Source organism: Xenorhabdus bharatensis (assembly GCF_037996705.1).
Taxonomy (GTDB): Bacteria; Pseudomonadota; Gammaproteobacteria; order Enterobacterales; family Enterobacteriaceae; genus Xenorhabdus; species Xenorhabdus bharatensis.
On sequence record NZ_JBBMXG010000056.1, the window covers coordinates 1 to 1,156 of the forward strand.

The window sequence follows — 1,156 nt, forward strand, 5'->3', positions numbered from 1 at the left end:
TTAATATGTTAATCTATTGACTTTATAAAGCCAGCCTGATGAGAAACGCTCAGTTTCTCTGACCATAAAGGCGGAAATAACAACAGAGGATAAAGCGAATGGTTCTCGGCAAGCCACAAACAGACCCTACTCTTGAATGGTTTTTGTCACACTGCCATATTCACAAATATCCATCCAAGAGCACGCTTATTCATCAAGGTGAGAAGGCAGAAACGCTTTACTACATTGTTAAAGGTTCAGTTGCTGTTCTAATAAAAGATGAAGAAGGTAAAGAAATGATCCTCTCTTATTTAAATCAGGGGGATTTTATTGGTGAACTTGGATTGTTTGAAGAAGGGCAAGAGCGTACAGCATGGGTGCGAGCTAAAAGCGCCTGTGAAGTGGCTGAAATTTCCTATAAGAAATTTCGCCAGTTAATTCAGGTTAATCCTGATATTTTAATGCGTTTATCTGCTCAAATGGCAAGCCGCTTACAAACTACGTCAGAAAAAGTAGGAAACCTTGCATTTTTGGATGTTACAGGCCGTATTGCCCAAACATTGCTGAATCTGGCTAAACAGCCTGATGCAATGACTCATCCTGACGGTATGCAAATCAAAATTACACGTCAGGAAATCGGGCAGATTGTCGGTTGTTCCCGTGAAACAGTCGGTCGCATTCTGAAAATGCTGGAAGATCAAAACCTGATCTCTGCGCACGGCAAAACGATTGTCGTTTACGGAACACGTTAGTTCCTGAAATCGCGCTTGAATTAGGCCAGTGCATCCAATCCCGCACTGGCTTTTTGTTTTTCATCACTCAGCTCCCTTCATTCCCCTGCTAAGAAATGAAACCCGTAGACGCATAAATAAATTAAGCGCCATAACCTGATTATGGGTATTACACAAAAGCCGGTGTGAAAAATAGCCGAAAGAGGAATTAAATAATTTTCGTTAGTATTTCAGAAAATTATTCAGTAAGTCATGCCCCTGTTCACTCAGAATGCTTTCCGGATGAAACTGCACGCCTTCTAGAGGTAAAGTACGGTGACGTATTCCCATTATTTCATCCACATTACCATCATGTTGGCTCCATGCGGTGACTTCAAAAGAAGCCGGTAATGTTTCTGCCGCGACAACTAAAGAGTGGTAGCGGGTTACTGTCAGCGGTCGGTTCA

General features: G+C 42.0%; 2 protein-coding genes. One reads left to right on the plus strand and one right to left on the minus strand.

Annotation, left to right across the window (positions count from 1 at the left end; genetic code table 11):
- Positions 1 to 98 precede the first annotated feature (98 nt).
- On the plus strand, positions 99 to 731 hold the full coding sequence (crp, locus tag AAC855_RS21165) for a cAMP-activated global transcriptional regulator CRP (protein ID WP_004240730.1): 633 nt from the start codon (positions 99 to 101) through the stop codon (positions 729 to 731).
- 201 nt (positions 732 to 932) lie between these two features.
- Here the strand turns inward: crp and AAC855_RS21170 are convergent.
- The coding region (locus AAC855_RS21170; protein WP_340612110.1) for a glutamine amidotransferase-related protein at positions 933 to 1,156 on the minus strand (224 nt) is incomplete at its 5' end.